General features: G+C 55.8%; 17 protein-coding genes and 5 pseudogenes. 5 read left to right on the forward strand and 17 right to left on the reverse strand.

Features of this window, described 5'->3' with window-relative positions; translation table 11 throughout:
* Positions 1-530: 530 nt before the first annotated feature.
* Positions 531-614: pseudogene (locus ABVK50_RS31980) on the reverse strand (hypothetical protein); the annotation flags it as partial.
* Positions 615-625: 11 nt separating this feature from the next.
* On the opposite strand from ABVK50_RS31980, the pseudogene ABVK50_RS31985 reads away from it, so the two are divergent.
* Positions 626-766: pseudogene (locus ABVK50_RS31985) on the forward strand (GMC oxidoreductase); the annotation flags it as partial.
* 225 nt (positions 767-991) lie between these two features.
* Here the strand turns inward: ABVK50_RS31985 and ABVK50_RS31990 are convergent.
* The 4 genes and pseudogenes from ABVK50_RS31990 to ABVK50_RS32005 form a co-directional block, all read right to left on the reverse strand.
* Positions 992-1,939, reverse strand: a pseudogene (locus ABVK50_RS31990) (IS630 family transposase).
* Positions 1,940-2,282: 343 nt separating this feature from the next.
* Positions 2,283-2,483, reverse strand: coding sequence for a hypothetical protein (locus ABVK50_RS31995; protein WP_353647068.1), 201 nt, complete (start codon positions 2,481-2,483; stop codon positions 2,283-2,285).
* Positions 2,484-3,326: 843 nt separating this feature from the next.
* Positions 3,327-3,554, reverse strand: a complete 228-nt coding sequence (locus ABVK50_RS32000) for a hypothetical protein (protein ID WP_353646336.1) — start codon at positions 3,552-3,554, stop codon at positions 3,327-3,329.
* Positions 3,555-3,711: 157 nt separating this feature from the next.
* Positions 3,712-3,900: a hypothetical protein gene (locus ABVK50_RS32005; RefSeq protein ID WP_353646337.1), complete on the reverse strand. Its 189-nt coding sequence runs from the start codon at positions 3,898-3,900 to the stop codon at positions 3,712-3,714.
* 946 nt (positions 3,901-4,846) lie between these two features.
* On the opposite strand from ABVK50_RS32005, the gene ABVK50_RS32010 reads away from it, so the two are divergent.
* Together ABVK50_RS32010 and ABVK50_RS32015 are read left to right on the forward strand one after the other, a co-directional pair.
* Positions 4,847-5,005: a hypothetical protein gene (locus ABVK50_RS32010; RefSeq protein ID WP_353646338.1), complete on the forward strand. Its 159-nt coding sequence runs from the start codon at positions 4,847-4,849 to the stop codon at positions 5,003-5,005.
* A 253-nt stretch (positions 5,006-5,258) separates the two neighbouring features.
* Positions 5,259-6,185 (forward strand): nucleotidyltransferase and HEPN domain-containing protein, encoded by a 927-nt coding sequence (locus tag ABVK50_RS32015; protein ID WP_353646339.1) that lies wholly within the window; start codon positions 5,259-5,261, stop codon positions 6,183-6,185.
* A gap of 116 nt (positions 6,186-6,301) precedes the next feature.
* Here ABVK50_RS32015 and ABVK50_RS32020 read toward each other — a convergent pair.
* Together ABVK50_RS32020 and ABVK50_RS32025 are read right to left on the reverse strand one after the other, a co-directional pair.
* Positions 6,302-6,483, reverse strand: a pseudogene (locus tag ABVK50_RS32020) (IS110 family transposase); the annotation flags it as partial.
* Between the two features lie 145 nt (positions 6,484-6,628).
* A pseudogene (locus ABVK50_RS32025) lies at positions 6,629-6,766 on the reverse strand (IS5/IS1182 family transposase); the annotation flags it as partial.
* Positions 6,767-7,169: 403 nt separating this feature from the next.
* On the opposite strand from ABVK50_RS32025, the gene ABVK50_RS32030 reads away from it, so the two are divergent.
* On the forward strand, positions 7,170-8,075 hold the full coding sequence (locus ABVK50_RS32030; RefSeq protein WP_353646903.1) for an NAD-dependent epimerase/dehydratase family protein: 906 nt from the start codon (positions 7,170-7,172) through the stop codon (positions 8,073-8,075).
* A 247-nt stretch (positions 8,076-8,322) separates the two neighbouring features.
* Here the strand turns inward: ABVK50_RS32030 and ABVK50_RS32035 are convergent, their stop codons facing one another.
* The 10 genes from ABVK50_RS32035 to pseB all read right to left on the reverse strand — a co-directional run bounded on the left by ABVK50_RS32035 (position 8,323) and on the right by pseB (position 20,970).
* Positions 8,323-9,549: a glycosyltransferase gene (locus tag ABVK50_RS32035; protein WP_353646340.1), complete on the reverse strand. Its 1,227-nt coding sequence runs from the start codon at positions 9,547-9,549 to the stop codon at positions 8,323-8,325.
* A gap of 8 nt (positions 9,550-9,557) precedes the next feature.
* The gene (locus ABVK50_RS32040) at positions 9,558-12,623 is read right to left on the reverse strand and encodes a hypothetical protein (RefSeq protein WP_353646341.1); all 3,066 of its coding nucleotides are present in this window, start codon (positions 12,621-12,623) and stop codon (positions 9,558-9,560) included.
* Between the two features lie 39 nt (positions 12,624-12,662).
* Positions 12,663-13,673 (reverse strand): glycosyltransferase family A protein, encoded by a 1,011-nt coding sequence (locus ABVK50_RS32045; protein WP_353646342.1) that lies wholly within the window; start codon positions 13,671-13,673, stop codon positions 12,663-12,665.
* Entirely contained in the window at positions 13,585-14,367 is a 783-nt protein-coding gene (locus tag ABVK50_RS32050; RefSeq protein WP_353646343.1) for an ATP-binding cassette domain-containing protein, read from the reverse strand. Before ABVK50_RS32050 ends, ABVK50_RS32045 begins: the two co-directional genes overlap by 89 nt.
* Before the next feature lie 2 nt (positions 14,368-14,369).
* Positions 14,370-15,155, reverse strand: coding sequence for an ABC transporter (locus ABVK50_RS32055; RefSeq protein WP_353646344.1), 786 nt, complete (start codon positions 15,153-15,155; stop codon positions 14,370-14,372).
* A 349-nt stretch (positions 15,156-15,504) separates the two neighbouring features.
* Positions 15,505-16,551, reverse strand: a complete 1,047-nt coding sequence (gene pseI / locus ABVK50_RS32060; protein WP_353646345.1) for a pseudaminic acid synthase — start codon at positions 16,549-16,551, stop codon at positions 15,505-15,507.
* An 8-nt stretch (positions 16,552-16,559) separates the two neighbouring features.
* On the reverse strand, positions 16,560-18,122 hold the full coding sequence (pseG, locus tag ABVK50_RS32065; protein ID WP_353646346.1) for a UDP-2,4-diacetamido-2,4,6-trideoxy-beta-L-altropyranose hydrolase: 1,563 nt from the start codon (positions 18,120-18,122) through the stop codon (positions 16,560-16,562).
* Positions 18,122-18,811 (reverse strand): pseudaminic acid cytidylyltransferase, encoded by a 690-nt coding sequence (gene pseF, locus ABVK50_RS32070; protein WP_353646347.1) that lies wholly within the window; start codon positions 18,809-18,811, stop codon positions 18,122-18,124. Before pseF ends, pseG begins: the two co-directional genes overlap by 1 nt.
* Complete coding sequence (pseC, locus tag ABVK50_RS32075; RefSeq protein WP_353646348.1) at positions 18,812-19,975, reverse strand: UDP-4-amino-4,6-dideoxy-N-acetyl-beta-L-altrosamine transaminase; 1,164 nt, start codon at positions 19,973-19,975, stop codon at positions 18,812-18,814. It lies immediately after the preceding gene.
* Entirely contained in the window at positions 19,972-20,970 is a 999-nt protein-coding gene (gene pseB / locus ABVK50_RS32080) for a UDP-N-acetylglucosamine 4,6-dehydratase (inverting) (RefSeq protein WP_353646349.1), read from the reverse strand. The genes pseC and pseB overlap by 4 nt, the downstream gene beginning before the upstream one ends.
* Before the next feature lie 483 nt (positions 20,971-21,453).
* Between pseB and ABVK50_RS32085 the strand changes: the two genes are divergently transcribed.
* Positions 21,454-21,840, forward strand: coding sequence for a hypothetical protein (locus ABVK50_RS32085; RefSeq protein ID WP_353646350.1), 387 nt, complete (start codon positions 21,454-21,456; stop codon positions 21,838-21,840).
* Positions 21,841-21,848 lie beyond the last annotated feature (8 nt).

The following is a 21,848-nucleotide window of genomic DNA, read 5'->3' on the forward strand; positions in this document are numbered from 1 at the left end:
CGACAGTGAGGCGCTGATGAAATTTCCACTGGAATTTCGGGTGCAGGTGCACCGAAATTGGCGGCAGCCGCACCGGCGCCCAATGCCACCAAGACGAGCGACGGCAAACCTGCGTTCTGCAGGAGCTGATGCATCCTCATGGGAAGCCCTCCACATAAATATCCTGTTGACGGCAAATCTCGCCCCAGATTGCAGCACCAAACTATCCGCCCGAAAAACTCGGTTGGCAAATCAACTCTGGAGGATGTGCGCCAAGATTGCGCTTCTGGCGATAAAGCGACTTGGCGTTGCTTGTTGCAACGAATTTCAGCGTATTTTTTCTTCGAGACATCACGTACGGGTGCTTGTTGTCGGAGCTGGGATCTCGGCGCCGAGGACGAAAATTGGCGTGCTTCAGTGCGGCAATCCTGTCCTCCGGAGGCAAGCCGCCAGAAAGGAAGCGCTGTTCGTAGCCCAAGCCGCATAGCGGCCTCGGCGCCGACGGTCCGCGCGCCATCGAGGCTGAGGTGGTGTTCGTCGAAATCGAGCATTCTGCCGTCACGCATGATCGCGCAGCGCTCGCCAGCGCAGAAAACGGACTGCGGCAGCACGATCGAAGCGCCGGCCCGCCTCATCCATAAGTGCCGATCGCGACTGCCGGGTCCACGGCACGGTTAACCTCATTGCCGGCAGCTCGGTGTTCCCCCGCGCCGGGCAGGCCAATCCCACGCTCCCGGCAGTGGCGCTCGCATTGCGGCTGGGTGATATTCTGGGCAAGCTGCTATAGCGTTACCTGCGCCATTCCGATTTCGTGCCTGGGACAGACCTGGAAACGTTTCCCGATCGCAAGAAATTCTGCGCCTCGCTGCTGCGGTGCGGCTCGCACCGACAAAAGGCTCCGTGACTCCCGGAATCTCAATCCGCGCTTCCTGTTGACAGGTACGAGGCCCGACCCGCGTTGAATTTCATGCGATCGCTGCATCCGGGGCGCTGCATTTAGAGCAGATTCGACTTATTCCGGGTCATAGCCGGCGGCCTCGAAATAGTGTCGGCATTCCTCGGCGCTGAACGCGGAGAGACAGTCGGCGACGACCAACCAGAGTTCGTCGATGGTTCTGGCTGCAGCCTTTCTCAGGAGGGCTTTGAGCTTTGAGAAGGCCATCTCGATCGGGTTGAAGTCGGGCGAGTATGGCGGCAGGACAGGAGCCGCGCTCCGGCCTTCTCGATCACCTCGCGCACGCCGCTGATCTTGTGGGCCGGCAGGTTATCCATGACCACGATGTCGCCGGGGCTAAGCTCGGGCGCGAGAACCTGCTCCGCATAGGCGAGGAAGGCTGGGCCGTTCATCGGACCGTCGAGCAGCATCGGCGCGGCCATGCCGTCGAGCCGCAGGCCGGGGCGGTGAAGGTCGTCGTCTTCCAGTGCCCGTGAGGCACGGCCGCCAGGCAGCGCTCGCCGCATGGCGCACGGCCTCGCAACCGGGCCATCTTCGTGGATGCCGCGGTCTCGTCGATGAAGATCAGCTTCTCGGGGTCGAGATCGAGTTGACCATCGAACCAGGCCCTGCGGCGGCGCAGGACGTCGGGACGCTGCTGTTCGGCGGCGTGCGCCGTCTTTTTTTGAACGTGATGCCGCGCCGGTCGAGTAACAGCCAGACGGTGGACGGCGCTACCCGTACGCCCCGCTCGGCTGCAAGGCGTTCACCGATCTCGGCAAGTGTGATGTCCGGCGTCTCCTCGATCAGGCCGAGAACGAAGGCCTCATGCGCGTCGAGCTTCGAACGCGACGGCTGGCCTTGCTTGCGCGCCTCCATCTCGCCGGTCTCGCGATAGCGGCGATACCAGCTTCCCGCCGTCGAAATCCCGATCCGGAAGCGACGCGCAGCCTCCCGCGTCGATAAGCCATCCTCAATGGCCGCAATCACCCGCCCGCGCAGGTCCGCGCTCAGGCTCCTTGTCATCCTCACCCCCTCGCAAATCACTAGGAGCAGTGAATCAGACGAAACTTACCGCGTGAATCCCAAAACCGACTCTGCGTTCTTCGAAGATGCTCTAGACTTCGCGATCGTGATCGCCAAGATATGGGGCTTAGCGCAACTGGGCAGCATCCGAAATGAAGGCATTCTGTTCTGTGTAATCCCATCGGCATTGTGCGGCTGTGGCGCCGCGAAAGCTGCACGAGAGAACAGGGTAGATGTTCGACAAGTATGGTTGCATTGCCCGCGATTTTAACGGCGGGGCTCGCCTCGCGAGCTTGAGCAAAACCCCCGTCAACCATTGGCTTCCATGGAGGACGCGGGAGGATCAACCAATCCGCTTGATGCATTCTTTCGCCACGATCTCATCATTCAGCGCGTCGATCTCACCCTTCACCTCAGCGATTCTCGCCTCGCGAGCCTTCGGCGAGAAAACCATGGATTGCGTGAGCCCGGTCAAGGCGCCGCTGATGACGTCGGCGCGGAAGCGTTCACTCTGAGCGTCCTCAAGGAGGTCGCGTATAACCATTCGCCGATCACGCTCAGATATCAGCAGCGGGCAATCGAGATTCACGAAGCGATTGTCAGTGATCGGCTTCGCTTGAATGCGGCTCGGCGGCGTAGCGCATCCCGCAATTAGAGCCAGGACGGCGAGAGCGGCAGTGAGTGGGGTGCATCGCATGCCGCTCCATGCCCGCGGGTTGTGGCGAGATTTGGCCGCCTCAGAGGGCCTCATCACCGGTCATGACGCAGGTAAGCGACCTAGCGAAGGCCAATACAATGCTGCAATCCTACGGGGACGTACGTGAACTGCTGCGCCCCAGCGACAGCTGAGGACGATGGGATTTGCCTCAGCCATGGGTCAAAATTTCGGAAAGGCAGAGCTTCTCAGCGATGCGGTTCTGGCCGTGGCGGCGCTATCTCGCGGTAGAGAACTACGACTTCATCGAACGGGATCGCTACGGCCGATTTGTGGGTGACTGCTACGGGTCCGATGGAACCGGAGTTGCCGCATGACAGCGATGCAGGCCACCCGAGCCGCCCGATTGCGAAGTTGACCTGGTGAATTCCATTCGCGGCCGGATACGCCCTCGCACTGTCCGAAAAACCCATGTGGATCGCAACGGACGGGCCCGATCCTCGGATCAACGCTTAATGATGTTGGCGTTCCGAGCGGCAATGCCACATGCGTGCGGCCAAACCGGACGAGCTTGAATGCGCGCTCGTCGACAGCACCTATAGTATCTTGATTACCGAGCAAGGCTGGCGTTCAGTTGGAGAGCTCACGCTGCGCCAACGGCTCCGACCCGTTCTCAATGATGACGGTTGCCAATTGCGGCATGTCTCATCGATGGGATCGTCGCAACTGACGCTACATGTCGACACGACGAGCAGAGGCAGAGAGGATTGCTCCCTCCACCAGTTCTTTCTCGTTCGTGACGCCTCGTTCGTAGGTGACGATGATCGCCTTGGCCATCACCTCTGCATCTGCCGATGGATCACCATTGACCAGACATGCAGCGTCGAACGCTTGACACAAAAAGGCCAGCTCGTCCGCACCCAATATTCGGTGGTTCGATATTCCATGTGTTATGAGCATGCCGGCATCCTCGGTAAGCTATCTCTCGGTCTGATCAGCTTCACTGCCGAAAATGGTCGATCCTGCTCAGGGCACGAATGAATAATAACACAATTGGCTTTAGCGAGCTATCGGCAATTGCTTCAACTTTCGTCGGACAACTCGCGGGCGACCACATTCAGACGCCACGCGGATGCTGGCGGCAAGCGTCCGCGGCAATACTGACAAGTGCGCCGGTGCCGGCGCCAAAGACCATCCCTATGCCGATCCCGAACGGCAAATCGTTCAACATCCAAGCGCCAAATCCTGCGCCCAGCACGGCTCCAACGGCAATTCCAATGCCAGTCGCCACGGCGAACCGCGCCAAGCTGAGTTCCATCTCATCCTCTCTCCACCGAGTTGCGTGACGCCTTGGCCTGCAAATGCCGGCTGTCGCGCCGAAACCTTCACGATTACCGCCAAGCGTTAAGCGCCTTCGAGGGTCAGCCTTGCTCCATCTGCAGCCCCGATCCAAACTTGACCACCAGGAAGCAAAAGCACGCAGTTGGACGGCCATCAACACATTAATTCTGGCTTGTTGAAAGAACCGGGTGAAAGGCTATCGCGGCGGCGCGTCGTGTAACGCTTGATTGAAGGCGGAGCGGCTAACGGCTGGTTTGCAGGAATTTTACGACCGGATACCAGCAGGTCGGATTATGTTCTCATTGATCGGGCGCCAGGAGCCAATTTGCCGAATAATCATCAAGAAAATGGCCGCCGAATCTGGAGGTGGCAGGGGCAACGCGCGAGATTACCAGAGGCACATTTACGAATTCTAACACTTCGCCAGATAACAGTGGCAGTCCCTGCTGATTTCTTAAGCTGGCACTTTCACAAGTCTTGGCGGATTAGGTATACGCCCAAGACCCAATCGGATGAAATGTGTTGAACGCCCGCGAAAAGACGTTGTGGATTTCTGTGGCCGTTACCGCCGAGGCCCGGTCCACCTCGGATGTTGTGGACCGGCAGATCATTAGCAAGTTCTTAACCAGGCTGGCGGAGCATCAGCTTGTTCTCCGAAGTTCCTGCCTCGTGATCGGCGCCAGCCACGATTGGCCAAATTACAATCGGTGCTCGCGGCCTTATGCCTGATGCCCTGCCAAAATGCCATATGGGTCGACCTGGCCAATGAACCATCCCTCTCCCTAATGAAGGCGGTGCGTCGGCGTTTTTTCCTTTCTTTCGGGACACGCCAAGTTTAAGTGCGCCATTCAAGGTGATTTGACAGGACAGCACCCCCGGGCGTCTGCTGCAGTGGGGGAGTAGGAGGTTACATGACCCAGCGTGATCGCGAGCGTAAGGCCGACGAGCAGCGACCGGCGAAACCGCCGGTTGACACCTATGATCCGTTTGAACAGATGTTCCGCCCAAAGCGGCCGACCGACAGCTTTGGTGAGATGTTCGAAGAGAAGATCCGCAACGACGAGTTTTGAGGCTGCCGGTGAAGGGCTTCGTCCGATCCGAGGCTGTCAACGATACCTGCAAAGAAATCGGTGCTGAAGGTACTGCTGCACATAAAGCTTTTGTATCGATGCGATAGTAGTATTTCGTTGCCGTAACGAACCGGTTGCCGGGGTGTTTCCCTGCGCATCCGCGAGCTGGCGGCTAGTGGGCAGCCTTCCCGCAGAGCTGGAGCCTGCTATAAGGGTGGCCTGCGGATCCCCTCAGCATCAATCATAGGGCCGGATGAAGACTAGCATCGATCATTTACCGGAGCACAAGCAGGAGGAACTGGCCCGTGTCGTCGAGATCCTGCACGCCGAATTAGAGGACGCCCTGGCGCTGAGCAGCACCGAGTGGAAGAAGAGCGGGCGCATCCTGAAGATCATTTTGTTCGGCTCCTACGCCCGCGGCGATTGGGTGGATGAGCCGCATACGATGAAGGGCTACCGCAGCGATTTCGATCTGCTGGTGATCGTCAACAACAACAAGCTGGCCGATTTCGACTACTGGTACAAGGCAAAGGATAGCCTTGTGCGCAACCGCGCTGTAAAGACGCCGACAAGCTTCATCGTGCACAGCCGCCGCTTCGTGAACACGGCGCTCCGGCAGGGGCAATATTTCTTCACCGACATTCGCCGCGAAGGCATCGTTCTTTACGAACTCGACGACGAACCGCTCGCCAAACCCAAGCCGCTTACGCCGCAAGAGACCTATCAGACGGCCAAGGAGAACTTCCAGAGCAGGCTTCCAGGTGCCAAACGCTGGCTGGAGACCTTCTCCTTTCAGCTTGCCAAATCAGATACAGAAGCCGAATGGAGGAAGGATGCAGCGTTCACGCTCCACCAAGGCATCGAGCATGCCTACGCGACCCTACTCCTCGTACTCACCAACTATAGCCCGCCATCGCACAAGTTGACTTTTCTGAGGGCCCTTGCTGAGGACCAGGACAGGCGTCTTGCGGAGGCATGGCCGCGCGAGCAGCAACGCCATCGCGCCTGGTTCAACACGTTAAATGAAGCTTATGTGAAAGCACGCTACTCGAAGCACTACGCGATCAGTGCGGAAGCGCTTGTCTGGTTGGGCGAGCGAACCGCGGAACTTCATAGAGTGGTTGAGAATATCTGTTTGGAACACTTGGCGCGGCTAAAGGAGCCCGCGCTTAGAGTCTGAATCAAAAAGAATGCTTTGAAGCCCTTGCGGGCCTTCTCTATTAGGCGTGTTGAGGTCAAGCGCTTTCGAGCGTCCAATGTGTCTGGAGTTTTGGCGTCTTCCGCAGCCTCGCTTCTCTTCGATAAGGGCCCGGCCACGAGGCCGACCCGTTCAATGTTCAAGGCGGGATCCGTCAGACGGCGAGGAGATCGTCCGAGTGGCTGACCACCTTCACTTCCCGGCAGATCCTGCCAGTGTCTTCGACCAGGCAAACGGCGGTCTCTTTCACCGAAACATCGAAGCCGATATAGTACTTCATGCTGCGCTTCCTTTCCTGATGCTTGTGGCTGTGGCTCACAGACCACGTTCTATCATCAGCTCGAAGCGCAGCACCTCCCTGCATCGCTGTCGAAGATGGGGCGCTAGCCGAATACCCCATCTGAATCAAAAAGGCTGATGCTATTTCAATGACTTGCGAGGCGACGGGTGAGCAGGTGGATGTGGGCGATGAAGACCCAGGCTCCGGCGGATGCGATGGTTCGTTCGAAGTCCTTGGCCAGTCTGCGGCATCTGCCGAGCCAAGCGAATGTGCGCTCCACGACCCCCGCACATTAGAAGAGAGCATGCCGCCGTCGAAACGGGCGATCACGGTTCCCACCGACGGATGACAAATCGCTCAGCGGCAGCGTACGATCATTCATGGCGGGTGTGGTCTCCGGGAATGGCGCGGATCGGCGTAAGTAACCAAATCCTACGTCATTTCAACGGCTTGCACCACATCCGCCAACCCCCATGAATTTTTCTGGCTAAGTAGCTGGTGCAAACGGGCACGCGCCATCTGAGTGTTAAGCTTGAGCGGAATCCCAAAAATCTGACGCGCGGCGGGACCGTGAATGCACGGTTTCGGTCAGGACCAGTTGCATCTATGATGGACTCTCCAGCTTGGACCCTTAACGTGCTTCCACGAGGGAAGTGACGATATACGAATTAGGCTGATGGCTAATGATGGTTGTTACAGGCGGTAGTGGGTTTATCGGCCTTGGCGTACGTGAAGCCCTGAGGCAGCGCGGTCTGCCGCATCGAGCCGTTAGCCGGAGCCCAAGAGAAGGCTGCATCATGATTGGAGAAATGGACGCAAACACGGATTGGTCAGCCGCTCTCGTAGGAGCAACTTCTGTGATCCATCTGGCCGGATTGGCCCATCAGACTTCCCCGGTTCCTCCAATCGAGGATTTCAGGCGCACCAATGTGGACGGTTCAATCCGATTGGTCAGGCAGGCGGCTAAAGCTGGAGTAAAACGCGTTGTCTTCGTTAGCTCGATCGGCGTTTTAGGGCAGACCACCAAAGCTGAACCCTTGACAGAAGCATCTCCCCCCACGCCTAACAATTCCTACACCACATCGAAGTACGAAGCCGAACTCGCACTTGCCAAGCTCTGCGGTGATCTGGAACTCGAATTGGTGATCGTCAGACCACCGCTGGTCTATGGGCGAGGCGCCAAAGGAAATTTTGGCAAGCTTGAGCGTCTCGCGACCTCTGGTCTTCCGTTACCGTTCGGGTCTGTCCGCAACCGAAGAAACATCATCTCACGCTCCAGTTTGTCAGACGCGCTCGTGACATGCGCTGTTCATCCCTTGGCTGCGAACGAGACCTTCGTCGTGGCCGAGAAGGAAGCAGTGTCTACGGCAGAGATAATCGCAGCCATTGCGCGTGCGAAGGGACGAAAACCACGCTTGTTTTCTTTCCCACCAACCTTCCTCGCGCGGGCGCTCCGAGCCTTGGGTTACACGTCAATGGCAGAAGGACTGCTCTCATCGCTCGAAATCGATAGTTCAAAGATTGCGGCAAAGCTAAACTGGCAACCGGCTACGCACACTTTGGAGAACATCCAGCTGGAGCTCAGGACCTAGCAGGCCTCTCTGATTGGGGTCGTTGAGGTCAAGCTCCTCCTGATATTTTCCGGATCATGTCGCCTCGCGGGTCACTCGCTTCTCTTCGCGGTCGACGCTGGGCCGCCGCATGATGGGGTCAGTAGAGCGAGGCCTCAATCTGTTGCCCGGCAAGGCGGGCCCTCGTCCCCTCGTCGGACGCGTACTCATTTTGTCTTGGTCGGTCAGCTCTTGAGTTTTTTCTCTTCCGGCGGGCGCATTTACTTATTTATTTTTGCCCCACGCGGACAATGTGGTCTACTAGTTCCCTGTAGATCCTTCGGGCATCAAAGCGAGCTTCAAAAACCGCCGCGCGCTGATCCCGTTTCTTCAGGATATTGGCATCATCAACGACTGTTTCGATGGCTTGGGCAAACTCGGCGGATGACGCTGATGGAATCGAAAGGCCTGTACCGGTCTGTTGCAGAAGGTCCTTCGCTTCCCCAGACAGCGTGGAAATCTGAAACGCCCCGTAGGCCATATACTCAAATATCTTGTTCGGCAGGCCCTGAGGCGCATTTGAAGTGTAGGGTAAGAGGCCAATGTCTGAACGACTAAGCAGAGCCGCCACCTGATTCTTGTCAATCCACCCCAACAGTCGAACGTTGGGAAGCTTCTGAAAGGCCCGCTTCAGGTCTGGCCGCGTCGATGGATCACCCGCAAGTGCGAATGTTATATCCTTACGATCGCGAAGTAGACGCGCAGCCTGGAGTACGAGCGAGAGATCGTACGTCGCTCCCCAAGATCCGACGAATGAAATCACATGTCCGGATAGGGGGATATTTAGTATTCGCAGCGCTTCGGTAAACTCGTGTAAAGCTATTGGAGGCGGACGAAGATAACCGAGGTACGAGATCCGATCATAGGCAATCGACTTTCGATTACCCTTTTCTTGCCCCCATTTCAAATACCCTTCCGAAATCCCAATTAAGGACGTGGCATGCCGACAGGCAAATTTAGTCTGATTGTTAAGAGGCCACGATGCGAAGCGAGCCAGTGTTCCCAAGGGGCGGGGCATAAAATCCGAAAAAAAATCTGGCCACAAATCGCGTATCGTAAGGACTGTGGGGATTTCCGCTTCAAGACCGAATCGGACCGCCGCTGAAGCCGCATCCGTCGTCGGCAAATCCGCAATGATAACATTGGGCAATTGTTTACTTGCCCTGGCAACTTCCAAAAATTGGCGGGCGAAGCGATAGTTGTGAACGAGGCGCCTCGCACCGACATTGCGGCTGTAGCCCGGCGCCTTCAGGACCTCGATCATCAAATTCTCTTGTGGTGAAATGACGCCCGTTTCCCGATGCTGCCTGGAGTAGTGATTGAAGCTTGACGTGAACCATGTGGTTTCGTGACCAAGCGACGCAAGAGTTGTCGCGAGCATGCCGGCGCGTAAAAGCCTCGGGTTCCCATGATCCGTTGGGATTGGTTCGAGATCTCGAACGAGCCAGACTCTCATGACCAAAACTACCGTATGGACGGGAGTGCAGGATGGATCCAATCATCCACAACGTGCCCCAGATCCAGCGCAACTGCACCCATAGCGCGGGCACGGCCAATGAATATCTTTCCTATTATCCCCCCAGCAACCAGAACGAGATCCCCAGGTACCACAGTTTGATCAATATTGTTCAAAATTGATCGATAAAGGAATGGCAAAGCCTGTGAACCTTTGCTGTAACTCTCATTTAGCATGGTTTTGTGATGTGTTGGGATGGTGATAGTCTCTAATTTTCTCGCGCTGTTAAAGGTGGATGGAAGATTCTCCGGGACGACACTGCTCACGATAACTACTTTGTGAGCTGCTTCAACCAGCGGAAGCAGTGTCGCGGGGTCCGAAAAGAGGGCTACGTTGACTTTGTCTTCTGTAATCAGCGCAGAAGGTGATACCACCCCGACGACGCCGGCTAATACCTCAATCAGGCCTCGTCCCTGCAGTGATTGCATCAGCGACCGGCTGCTCTCGCTATGGTCACGGATGAAACGATATATCGCGGGAACACCTACGACATCCGCTTCGGCGATCGCCTGCCTGGCCTCGCTAATTATTTCGGATCTTAGCTCCGTGGGGAGCTCCGTACCCCACCAATGTCGCTCGCGGTTAGCCACGTCCGCTTGAAGGAAATGACGCCTGTCTGGGAAAAGGTAACCTTCCCCATCACTCAGACGAATCATGGAAAATGGCGTTTTTTCGTCAAGGGCACGGTTGGCAAGCCTCCAGAAATACTCTGCCTCGGAAGGACGGATGCGAAGGTTCATCAGTTCCATTCGAGAGCGAAGCGCGTCGTAGGTAGGCTTTAAGTGTGCTTCGAACTCGCGGGAAAGAGTGCGGGGCGCAACCTGCAGGAACCGATGTTCCGCATGACGATGATCCCAGCCCTCAACTGGCCGTCCGTCGAGGTACTCGGTATTGCTGAACTTGAGCAACTCAAAATCGCTAGCTTGCCGCGCAAACTCTTCCAACATGTGCTGTGCCTCGGCCTCGCGTCCAGGAATTCCTCTCAATCTGCGAAGCACTTCGATTCTTCTATTTGTCGGCAGCGTGTCTTTTTTCACGGAAGAAGCATTGAGCCAAAACCGATCCAATTGATCATTTGTGCCGGAACGTAAGATCGTCGTCAGAAGCGACTGCTCAAGAAGAAACCTTGTGGTGTAGTCGTCTTCGTAGCCGTATACAAAATCAGACATCGCTTCTAGTTCAGCTGGATCTACCACAAAGTTTCCCCACTCGGTCCTCTTGAGGTAAACCCACGTGCCCACTGGCGAGCCCGATGGCCAACTGCGAAAGCCCTCGAAAATTGCGTTGAGCGCCGGGCGACGACTCTGGAACATTGCTTCCAACGCTGCGATCAGATCCCTCGGGCTAAATGCGTCCGCCTGCTCGTTCATCCGCAGCCAGTCAGCGGGAGTTGACAGGTGCGTTAGGGTATATTCCACGAACTCTTCAAAAGGGATTTCCCTCGCGCGGCCGGTTGTCTGGGGCGTGGTTCGGCTGGGAGTTCTCCAGATCGGAGTGCTAATTTCGATATCAGTATTGGCCAACAGAAACCTGCCCAGCCGATCGGTAGTTATCGAAATAGAGTTCGCAGCGCGGCTGGTACGGGACAATAAAAAGTTGGCAGCGCGCGACGACAGCTTTTTATTGGCGTTGACGAGCCGGATCACTCCTCTCTTTGCACTACCTTTCAGACGCGCCCGGAAACGCCCCTTCATGGAACGTCGACGTTTGGGCGGCATGTCTGTCCGAGAGTTTGCCGCCAAGCGGGCCATTTCCTCTACGAATTGTGCCTGGTCGTCTAGATAGTTGGCATTAGCCGACGCATCCCACTCCACGAAGGCATTCAGCCACCGATCATCTGCGTCGTAAGGACGCCAAAATGGCGACGACAGCTCTGCCAGCTTGACCTCAAAGGTCAATCCGCTGCGCACGAAACCATAGTAATCGCGGCCCACTGGATCAAAGTCGAAGTTCTGATAGACGGGCACTCCACGGTGTAGAAGTTCAATCGCGACCGAAGAATTTCCAACTATCGCTATGTGATCCTCTTCCGGGACAGTTTGGACAATTTCCACGCCTGCAATTTGAATCTGGTGACCTAGCTGCCTTGCCGCTCCTGGATGTTCTTTGATCAGGATTTTTGCGACGGCAGAGTTGCTCCCCAACTTAATGAGTAGCCGTTGCAATTCCGCAACGACGATTCGCGAAGTTGGATAAATGACAACTGTCACCGCTCGCCCCCGCGGTCTTACAAGCCTTTCCCGCGCAAAAGGTTCTGGATAGCGGGGGATGACAAAAACGCGTCCAGCGACTGAGCCAATGGCTTCATAGGTGTCGCGAGATTTTTGGTTGCGGAGTACTGAGTACTCGAAATCCAGCGGAGGAAAGTTCATCGTCACCTCGGCATGCTGGAGGTATATTCGCGGCACACCCAACCCCTTCATGATCATCGAGAGCGCAACGCGCACCGGAGAATGGTCGTTTGCAAGCACTAATGCCGCCGGTTTAACAACTCCTGTTCGAGAGAAAGAGAGTAAGAAGCTGAAGAATGAACGGCTGTACATTATCTGCTGGTGAACCAGACTCGCAGTTATTGCTGGGCAGCCAAGGTAAAAACTGGTCACGTCAGATACGATCGCTTCCGCAGCGTCCCTCTGTACCCTGCTGAAATCTCGTATAGAAATTCGAGTGTTGCCAGAATAATTATTTTTGAGAACCGTTATGCCCTTCGATGAGCATATCCGTTCGAAGAATTCGAACTCACGAATATTATTAATGGTGTTCCCGTCACAGGTGAAGCCATGGAATTCTGGCAATATTATTTTGTAGGAGCGGCTTTTGAATTTTTTCTCGAATTGAGCGGCTGCACGTTTGCTTTTCTGGTAAGGATCGACGTCCTTACCAAAAAACAGTTTGTCGTGGTCGGTGATCCGATGGTCCATGAGATCGTCATAAGTCCCGTGTCCTTCGATCACCTTGCAAACGCGTTGCAGCCCTTCGCGATGGATTTCCAGCACTTTCGCGACGTCTGCCATGAGGGTATCTCTTCCGGGATCGATCACGCCAGCACCAGATCAACGGCGTTCAGTTTGATGACCACGTAGCAAGCGAAAAAGTTCGCGCAGTTCTACGATCCATATTAGATGCAGAACGCGAATCGCAATCAACCGGTAGGTCAGTGTGTGTTTGCTGTTTTTCAGGAGGTGCCAAGCACTGCGCAAAGGAGGCATAAGTGTCGCGAAACCCCACAGAAAGCGACGTGCTGGAGCCCCCGCGGTCAACTGGCCGCCTTTCACTCGACGTGCCTTTGTTGCGATCTCGTGCCAGGATGCCCGTGCAGGGTGGTTAACACGAGCTTGAGAGACATATTTGATCGGCCACCCCATGGAACCCGCGCGCCTGCAAAACTCTGCATCTCCTCCGGAAAAGCGACTTGCATCGAAGCCTCCCAGCTGGTGAAAGTGCTCAGTTGCTACTGCAAGATTGGCAGTGGCGCCATATCCGCGGGTTACGTACCGTTCCTGGGGGATGCCTCTGACCATATCATAGATCTCATAAGAATTGGGTTTCTCTGATGCCTGAGTAACGTCGACCGCACCGGCCAATAAAGCGTCGGCAGCGGCTAGACTGCGGGCAGCTTCATCCAGTCTTTCCAGCCACTCCGGCGTGGGCAGGCAATCGGCATCGATAAAGGCGAGCCACTCTCCTGCCGCGTGTTCGGCTGCAAAATTGCGAGCAGCATAGGAACCCGGAGCCGAGCAGTACAGCACCCTTGCATTAATTGGCAAATTGGGAGGCAGCACGATGCATGAGGAACCATTATCGACGAGAATAATCTCGAAGCAGTTGGCCGGAAACGTTTGCAGCTGCAGACAGGTGAGCAGGTTACGCACCAGTTCCCAGTGATCATAGACAGGGACAATCACCGAGAAGCGTCTGTGGCCCTCACATCCCGAAAAGGTCGATCCAAACGAAGAGTTCTGGGAGGCCATCTGTTCAAATGCGGGTGGACTGGTCGGCAGCTTTGGAAGCGCTGCGCGTTTGAAACCATTTCCGGTATTCCCGATAAACCTTTTGTAGCTCACCGTCTGCGCGAATTTCCCCGTAGTCCAGCCAGATGAGACGATCAACCCATTCTTCAAGAACTCGTTGGGAATGGCTTGCTAGAAGAAGAATCTTCGCCTTCTCGATGAGTTGCGTTTGCAGTCCGCCGATGGCTGCACTGAGCGATGGATCGACAGCGTTGATCCATTCATCCATGATCAGGATCTCACCGCGGACAAGCCGCAGCAGGCTCATCACCAGCCGCGATCGCATGCCTGCGGAGTAACTGTGGATTGGCAATTCGAAATAACCACCCAACCCAGAGAGTGTTTTCACATCCTCCACGTGCCGTCCAACGGAACTCTGAGGTACGCCCATATATAGGCATTTGAGCTCCGTGTTTTGCCGTCCGGAGAGTTTGGGCTTCAGTCCCGAGCCAAGCGCGAACTGTGGGCTCACCCTTCCTTCGATGGTCACACGGCCCGATTGGATTCCAAGAGCGCCGGCGCATAACTTTAGCAGCGTTGTCTTGCCAGAACCGTTCATACCGACGAGTCCGACGCGATCGCCATCCTTGAGGTGCAGCGAAATGTTCTTGAGCGCCGCAATTTCGAGATAACGCCGGCCAACAATGACTTCGGCTCCAACGACGCCACGCTCCGTGGTTTTGGCGACATCCCCTCGCTTTCGGAGAAAATAGCTGACGCTGGCGTTCTCGATCGCAATCTTCGCCATCGCTATTTGAAGTTCCTAACGAAACTCTGTGACTGGCGATAGGCAAGAAAGCCCGTGGCGCAAATTGCCGTCGAAACAAGCACGGCCATGGCCCAGGCGCTGGGCTCTAACGGTTCAACCCCAAACACTTGGCGTGCGAGCGACAGGTAGTATGAAACAGGATTATACTGGACGAGAAAGGCCCGCGTCCCGCTCGCGACTTCGTCAGCATGCCAGAACACAGGAGAGGCAAAAAACATGAAGCGTGCACCGACTTTGACAGCCGTCTTCAAGTCCGGGTATAGGACCGTGGTAATATTAACAAGGTAGGCAGTCCCGAGGGATGTCAGGGTGATTATCGCAGCGAATGGTAAGAAGAGCGTCAGTCCGAAGCTAATGGTTGTTGGTCGAAGGAGCAAGATTAGCACTATTAAAATGGCCACGTTCATTGAGTATTCGAAAAGCCGATCCACCAAAAGTTTGCCGAACAAACCAATCAGCGAGAGATTGTTGTGAACGGCAAAATCGAGCTGACCTTGGATCACGTCCGTGCTGCCTGTGATGGAATCTGAGATAAAATTCCACAGGACATATCCAGTGAACACATAAATAAAATATTCTGAGACACTCATCGTGGCAGAATGGCGGAATACCAACGCCAACAAGGCTGAAAAAATCAGGGATGAAAGGGGCGCCCACAGAATCCCCAGGCGGGTTCCGCTGTGCTCAGACTTTGCCTCGATGTAGCTAATATGGAAAAAGCGGACCAAACTGGACAAATAAGGCCGGATTCTGTTCCAAAGTTCCATTAGGTTCGCCAGGTTGATGGGATTTGCAGATCGCTTATCCCTGAAGATGGTTAACTGCAACAACGTAAATGGATCCAGTCATGCCGCAACTGAAGCATCAGCTTACCCACGGACTGACGGGACACGGTGACGATGACTTTTTGACGGCACATTAAGTCTGATCCCGAATTTCATCTCGACCGCAGACTGGGTGCCAGAAGCAAACCGTGCGGCCGATCCGGACGTGCTGTATCGTAGGCTAACCGAACCGCACCCGATAGGGGCCCGCCAGCCAGGGATCGGTTTCGCAGCGTAGATTTCCAGTTTTGCGAGCCCACTGCGAACGCCATCGGCAAAAACACTGCAAGTGTTAGGACATCACAAAATCCCAACTCGCCGGGGTTCCGGCCTTCAGATCTCGGCTCGCACGTCGCCCAAGCAGCATCTCGTAGTGCTTAGGAGCAAGGCCATGTCCTGGTCGCACGATCCGAAGATTTTCTCGGGTAAGCGGCTGTCCTGCTGCGACATCTTCGGCAACATATATCGATCGGCGGAAAGCGAGCGACTTCTTCTCAGCTTCAGTGGCGCCGTACACGACATTCCCGAGCGACTGCCAAGCCCGCTCTGTTTCCGCAACCAGTGCCTTCATTTCTTCCGGCTCAAGCGAGAAGGTGCTGTCGACGCCGCCGTCAGCGCGGCGCAGGGTGAAATGTTTTTCCACCACGGTCGCACCATGTGCAACCGCTGCGACTGCAACGCCGACACCCATGGTGTGGTCAGAAAGTCCGATGTCGCATCGGAACAATTCACGCATGTGAGGAATGGTGAGAACATTGGTGTTTTCGGGTGTTGCCGGGTAGGTGCTCGTGCATTTGAGCAGTATGATATCGCGGCATCCTGCTTCGCGCGCAGTACGAACGGCCTCGTCAAGTTCGGCGATGCTCGCCATCCCGGTAGAGAGGATAATCGGTTTCCCAGTGGCCGCGACTTTGCGGATCAATGGCAGGTGGATGTTCTCGAAGGAAGCGATCTTAAATGCGGGGACATCAAGACTCTCCAGGAAATCGACGGCGGTTTCATCGAATGGGCTGCTGAAACACAGCATTCCATGTTCCTTTGCACGCCGCATAATCGGAGCGTGCCACTCCCAAGGGGTATGCGCTTCCTTGTACAGATCATGAAGATTTCGCCCCTTCCAAATGCTTTTCTCGTCGGAAATGTCGAAATCTCCGCCGCGCACATTAAGCGTTATGGTGTCTGCCGTATATGTCTGCAGCTTGATCGCGTGTGCGCCAGTGGTAGCGGCGGCGTCGACGATTTCGAGCGCTCTATCAAGCGACTGATTGTGGTTGCCAGACATCTCGGCAATGATGAACGGAGGGGCATTTTGCCCAATTTCACGATTTCCTATGAACATGGAATCCTTCACTTGCTGTAGCAGCGTTCGTAGATAATGCGGTCCGGGCCGCTGACGCGAGTCGAGAAGTTCAATGACTCAAAAATTCGTCGCGAAGGCGCGTTCGCCAGCTTAACCTGGCCAAAAAGGGAGACGTTTCCGTGGCATTTCTGCAAGTGCCGGATCGCGTCTTCGAGCATGCTTTGACCGACCCTCCTGCCGCGGAAAAGCGGGGCTACGCAGTAGCTGATTTCCCATTCGTCGCTGCGTCGATCGAAGCGAACTTGGCCCATGGGGATGCCCGATATGGTTTCTATGATATACAGCACACAATAATCGGGCTGACGAAGGCGGGCGCGAAACCATGCCCGATGTTCTTGCGGTGTTATAGGCTTGGGGTTGAATGCGTTTTCGCGCGTTGCGCGGTCGTTTGCCCAGTCCAGCAGCATGGATTCATCTCGCAATTCGGCGTGCCGGACCGACAAACTCATCCCGGCTTCGGCGAGCAATACCGCACAAACTCGCGCCGCACCGCGGCCGTCTACGATCTCAAGACATTTTTCCGACCAGGTCACGCCGAGTCCAGCGTCCAGAATCCCCTCCAATGCGCTTTGTATACGGTTTTGATCCACCGTATCCGCGTCCCCAAGCCAATGGACGAGCCCGCGCCGGGAAAGCTCGTCGGCGGTCGGACGTTGGTTTTCGGCAACAGTGACGACGAGAGTAGGGAGACCGAGGCAGAGCCGTTCCCAGTTCGTTGTTCCACTCGCGCCGATTGCCAAATCGGCCCCCAGCATCAGATGAGCTAGGCTTGTCAACCGATCGTGAAGCCGCAGGTTCGGAACGCCCTCTATTTTGCTTTCGATCTGCTGGAACTGTGGCGACGTCGAGGAAAGTACGATGTCTGCTTCGACAGCCCGTCCCTCGAGCGCGACAAGGGCATTCACCGTTTTTTCGGTCAAGAAATATTTATCGATTCCGCCGAAGGATACGAGCACACGGCGTGGCTGGCCTTCCCGGGGTGACGCGCGAGGGCGCAAACGAGCATACTCAGAGTCCAGTAGCGCATAGCCAGGTCCGAGCAACAGAGTACAGCGCTCCGGCGTCTTTCCAAAATATCGCTCGCTCTGGTGTGCAACGAGGTTTTGATCAAGCAGAATGTCGCAGTCGTGTAGTCTGTCGGCAAGATCATCGATAGCCATGATCTTTATGCCTTTTTTGCGGAAGTGCTGTTCCCACCTTGCATCAAGCGCATAGTGATCGACCACAATCCAATGAGGCGGCGCGAGATGGCTGATGGAAGCTAAAGTCTGCGCCGCATCATCTTCCCAGGAGACGCCAAGCCACGCCGCGTGCGCCGGACCGTCAACGTGAGTTACCTTTGATGCAGGCACTGGTAGACGCTCTAAGGAAAATCCCCGATCTTCGATTAGTCCGCATAAATGGCCATCCAACTCCCGGCAAACAAACCGCACATCCGCGTCTTCCTGTTTCAGGCGTTCCGCCAGCGTCACACATCGCATCACATGGCCCGTACCGATGGTTGTGGACGCGTCAACACGAATGACAATTCGCGGAGTGGAACCTGCCATTACTTCGCTCGTATCGCCTCAAACATCAGCTCAGCCCTCTGCCAGTCTTCCACGGTATCGATATCCTGCACTCGATACCGCGGCAGAACGAGGGGCGTTGCTACAGATGAGAAGATCGGCCTTTTCCTAAGCCAAGCTTCGGCAAGCCCCCAATAGAATTGACCGGCATCATGATAAGCCTCTTCCAAATCCTGCGACCGCGTATTGAAATGTTCTGGATTGAACATCTCCACTCGGCCGCCCGGGGTGATCCGTATCGCCCGTTGGACTGGAAAAGCGTAGCTGGTGACCGGAAAAGCATAATCACAACCCTCCCGTTCGAGCAGCGAGAGCCCTGTCCTTAAGTCCTCTGATTGCACAAAGGGAGCAGTCGCATAAACGCAGCAGATGTGGGTCGGTGTGTCGCCGTGATGCTGATACCATTCGATCGCATGGGCAATCACAGGCAGTGTGGCGGTATGGTCGTCAGCGAGGTTTGCAGGGCGTTTGAAAGGGACTCCAGCGCCCCACGCACGCGCGACATCCGCGACTTCATCGTCATCAGTGGAGACAATAACTTGCTGAAAGCAGCCACTTTGCAGTGCCGCCTCGATAGACCAGGCAATCATTGGCCTGCCACAGAAGGGGCGGATGTTCTTGCGCGGTATGCGCTTGCTACCACCGCGCGCTGGAATGACCGCCAATCTCATTTACGCGAGAGCCTTTTCCAGCGCGCTGATCACCGAATCCTGTTGATCATAACTCATCGCAGGATACATCGGGATGGTCATCGCTTCGAAATAGTAGGCCTCGGCTTCTGGATAGTCCCCGGGATTAAAGCCCATACGCTGATAATAGGGTTGCATGTGAATCGGGATGTAGTGAAGGTTCACCCCTATGCCTTGGGACTGCATAGACTTGAAAACATCCTTATGACTGCCCTTGATCGCATCAAGTTGCAATCGAATGACATAAAGGTGCAAGCCCGAATATCCGTCGGGATGCTGCCAGGGTATGGTAACCGGGAGCCCCTTGAGCGTTTGGTCATAGCGGCGGGCCAACTCGTGTCGGCGCGCCACATAGGCATCCACACGGGCCATTTGACTCAATCCAAGTGCACCCTGCAGTTCCGTCATTCTATAGTTATACCCGAGATCCACCTGCTGGTAGTACCAAGGGCCATCAGGCTCGTGGGTCATCAGAGCCGGCTCGCGCGTAATGCCGTGGCTGCGCAGCAGGGACATGCGGCTTGCAAGCCGGGCATCATTGGTAACCGCCATACCGCCTTCCCCAGAGGTAATGATTTTCACAGGATGAAAACTGAAGACAGTCACGTCACTGTAGCGACAATCACCGATCGGCCTATTCTGATAACGGCCACCTATTGCGTGAGAGGCGTCCTCAATGATCGAAAACCCGTACCGCGTTCCAAGGGTGTGAATGGCAGCAAGGTCACACGGTTGTCCGCAAAGATGAACGGCCACGACGATCTTGGGGAGCCGTCCGTCGCGCTCAGCCTGAACGAGCTTTCTCTCCAGAGCTTGGGATGATATGTTGTATGTATTCTTGTCGATGTCAACAAAGTCGACCTTGGCCCCACAATAGAGAGCGCAATTGGCCGACGCCACAAAGGTAATGGGACTTGTCCAAAGCCAATCATCGGGCCCCAACCCAAGCGCCAGGCAGGCGATATGCAGCGCTGATGTTGCGCTGTTCATTGCGATCGCATGCTCTACACCAGAATACTCAGCGACAGCCTCTTCGAAGCGAGGCACAACTGGACCCTGTGTCAGAAAATCCGACCGCAGGACCTCCACAACCGCGTTTACGTCTGCTTCATTGATGTCTTGCCGACCATACGGAATTTTAGTCATATGTTGCCGATCTTCGCGCGATTGTTAATGACCCACTCCTGGAGTGTTTCGACACTCATCCATTCTTTGTTGTTGTCACTTGTATAGCTGAAACCCTCTGTAACTTTTACCCCACCCTTGATTCGCTCTACACTGGAGCCCCAATTATTGATTGCAGGCAAAATCTTATAGTGGTCGGGATATTCGTACGTATAGAAAGAGTCCTCCTCACCGACCATCTGCTCGTGCAGCTTCTCACCCGGTCGGATCCCCACGAAATCATGTTTCGCCTCGGGAGCCACGGCTCGAGCGAGGTCCACCACTTTCATAGAAGGAATTTTCTTCACATAGATCTCGCCGCCTTCCATGTCGTCGAATGCGTGCCAGACAAGTTCAACCCCTTGTTCCAGGGTAATCATAAAGCGGGTCATTCGTTGGTCAGTGAGGGGCAGGACTCCCTTTTCCCTGACTGAAAGGAAGAACGGAATAACTGACCCGCGCGATCCCATTACATTTCCATACCGAACTACCGCGAAACGAGTTCCATGCCCTCCAACATAAGAATTGCCAGCCACGAAGAGCTTGTCCGAGGCGAGCTTGGTAGCGCCGTAGAGATTGATCGGGCTACTTGCCTTGTCCGTGGAGAGGGCCACAACCCGCTTCACTCCCTTGTCGATGCACGCGTCAATAACGTTCATCGCGCCATTGATGTTGGTCTTGATGCATTCAAAGGGATTGTATTCCGCCGTGGGAACAATTTTCGTTGCGGCCGCGTGCACAACGTAATCGACGCCATCGAGCGCGCGGTAGAGGCGCTCGCGATCTCGGACATCACCGATAAAGAAACGGACCCGGTTGTCGCCTTGATACTTCTTAGCCATTTCCCATTGCTTCATCTCATCGCGAGAATAGACGATGATCCTTCGCGGGTCGTAACGCTCCAGAGTCATCGGCAGAAAGGTATGTCCGAAGGATCCGGTGCCGCCAGTGATGAGAATCGATTGTCCAGTCAGCATAGTACCGCCATTCACTTTTTTGTTGCCAATTCGAGCTGTCAGGTGTGAGGCTTTTAGGGTGCTTGCATCATTCCTGCAAGATCGGGTCGAGGATCAGGGCCCTGTGAGAACGCGTGCCCCATGTCTCGCGTGCTTCAATCCAAAAACTAGGTTGCTGCTTGCAGTAACCTTCGGCCAGTCGGACCGCCACGTAAGGTCATCAAGGCGCCCGCCGACAGCACCGAGAGGCGGCGACTCAGATGTTCCACGAGGCGAAAACTGGTAGTTGAATCGCGGTAAGTCCGCAAGACTGGGATCTGCTGCGGGTGGGCGGGACGCCGGCATATTGACGCCGCAAACACCTGCCAGGGTGATGGACGGTCCAAGCGGGCCGCGGAACTGGCCGCGCTGACGCACTTTCCGAACGCCTCCAGGCTTTCGATCCTTCGCCTGCCGCCGGTCTATGGGGCAGGCATGAAGGGAAATCTCTCAAGGATGCTTCGCTTGGCCGATACCCCCTACGCTCTCCCCCTTCGCAACCGTCGGTCCTTGCTCTCGGTGGAGGCACTGGCCGCGGCGGCGGTCGACCTGCTCCGCATGGCGCAAATCCGGCAGATCTATCTGGCGAGCGACCGCTATCCGGTGAGCACAGACGAGATATTCACCGCCTTCCGCGCAGGGCTGGACAGGCCCGCGCGTCTGCTGCCCGTTCCAGCCGGTCTGCTCAAGGAGGCTGCAAGGCTTGCCGGGCGCGGCGAAGACTGGCAGGGCCTGTTTGCCGAGCAGATTTGTGATTCTTCGGCGCTGGCAGACGATGGATGGCGGCAGACGGAAGATCCCCGGCCCGGCCTGGCCGATGCGGCAAGAGATTTTCAAAAGTCTAAGTCATGAGGTCGAAA

This window comes from Mesorhizobium sp. WSM2240 (assembly GCF_040438645.1).
In the GTDB taxonomy this organism is placed as follows: domain Bacteria; phylum Pseudomonadota; class Alphaproteobacteria; order Rhizobiales; family Rhizobiaceae; genus Allomesorhizobium.

What these genes read in the sequence shown, in the direction of transcription:
- ABVK50_RS32030 (WP_353646903.1), top strand. Translation starts at nt 7,170, where the DNA reads ATGGTTGTTACAGGCGGTAGTGGGTTTATCGGCCTTGGCGTACGTGAA.
- pseF (WP_353646347.1), bottom strand. Translation starts at nt 18,811, where the DNA reads ATGAGATTGGCGGTCATTCCAGCGCGCGGTGGTAGCAAGCGCATACCG.
- ABVK50_RS32010 (WP_353646338.1), top strand. Translation starts at nt 4,847, where the DNA reads ATGACCCAGCGTGATCGCGAGCGTAAGGCCGACGAGCAGCGACCGGCG.
- pseB (WP_353646349.1), bottom strand. Translation starts at nt 20,970, where the DNA reads ATGCTGACTGGACAATCGATTCTCATCACTGGCGGCACCGGATCCTTC.
- ABVK50_RS32035 (WP_353646340.1), bottom strand. Translation starts at nt 9,549, where the DNA reads ATGAGAGTCTGGCTCGTTCGAGATCTCGAACCAATCCCAACGGATCAT.
- pseG (WP_353646346.1), bottom strand. Translation starts at nt 18,122, where the DNA reads ATGGCAGGTTCCACTCCGCGAATTGTCATTCGTGTTGACGCGTCCACA.
- ABVK50_RS32015 (WP_353646339.1), top strand. Translation starts at nt 5,259, where the DNA reads ATGAAGACTAGCATCGATCATTTACCGGAGCACAAGCAGGAGGAACTG.
- ABVK50_RS32040 (WP_353646341.1), bottom strand. Translation starts at nt 12,623, where the DNA reads ATGGCAGACGTCGCGAAAGTGCTGGAAATCCATCGCGAAGGGCTGCAA.
- ABVK50_RS32055 (WP_353646344.1), bottom strand. Translation starts at nt 15,155, where the DNA reads ATGGAACTTTGGAACAGAATCCGGCCTTATTTGTCCAGTTTGGTCCGC.
- pseI (WP_353646345.1), bottom strand. Translation starts at nt 16,551, where the DNA reads ATGTTCATAGGAAATCGTGAAATTGGGCAAAATGCCCCTCCGTTCATC.
- pseC (WP_353646348.1), bottom strand. Translation starts at nt 19,975, where the DNA reads ATGACTAAAATTCCGTATGGTCGGCAAGACATCAATGAAGCAGACGTA.
- ABVK50_RS32000 (WP_353646336.1), bottom strand. Translation starts at nt 3,554, where the DNA reads ATGCTCATAACACATGGAATATCGAACCACCGAATATTGGGTGCGGAC.
- ABVK50_RS32050 (WP_353646343.1), bottom strand. Translation starts at nt 14,367, where the DNA reads ATGGCGAAGATTGCGATCGAGAACGCCAGCGTCAGCTATTTTCTCCGA.
- ABVK50_RS31995 (WP_353647068.1), bottom strand. Translation starts at nt 2,483, where the DNA reads ATGGTTATACGCGACCTCCTTGAGGACGCTCAGAGTGAACGCTTCCGC.